Source organism: Pseudoalteromonas sp. SIMBA_162 (assembly GCF_046535955.1).
Classification (GTDB): Bacteria; Pseudomonadota; Gammaproteobacteria; order Enterobacterales; family Alteromonadaceae; genus Pseudoalteromonas; species Pseudoalteromonas marina.
Genome location: NZ_JAWJBQ010000472.1, coordinates 1 through 268 on the forward strand (window position 1 = coordinate 1; position 268 = coordinate 268).

Below are 268 nucleotides of genomic sequence, written 5' to 3' on the forward strand. Positions count from 1 at the left end.
GTGGGCGTCAAGAGCGACTGGCTGGACGGGAATCTGAGCACCACGCTGGCGCTGTACCAGCTCGAGCTCTACAACCGCCGCACCTCCGATCCGGTCGATCCGACCATCGTGCTACTGACCGGCAAGCAACGTTCGCGCGGCATCGAGCTGACCGCGGCAGGGCGCCTGACCGGCAACTGGTACCTGCGCGGCGGCATCGGCCTGCAGAACGCGTCCATCGTCGAGGACAACAACGGCCTGGCCGGCAACCGCGTCAGCAACGTGGCGC

1 protein-coding gene is annotated in these 268 nt (G+C 67.5%); it reads left to right on the forward strand.

Annotated features, from left to right (window positions below; genetic code table 11):
• Nucleotides 1-268, forward strand: a 268-nt coding sequence (locus R0J88_RS20540; RefSeq protein WP_410900958.1) for a TonB-dependent receptor domain-containing protein, incomplete at both ends; no start/stop codon positions are given.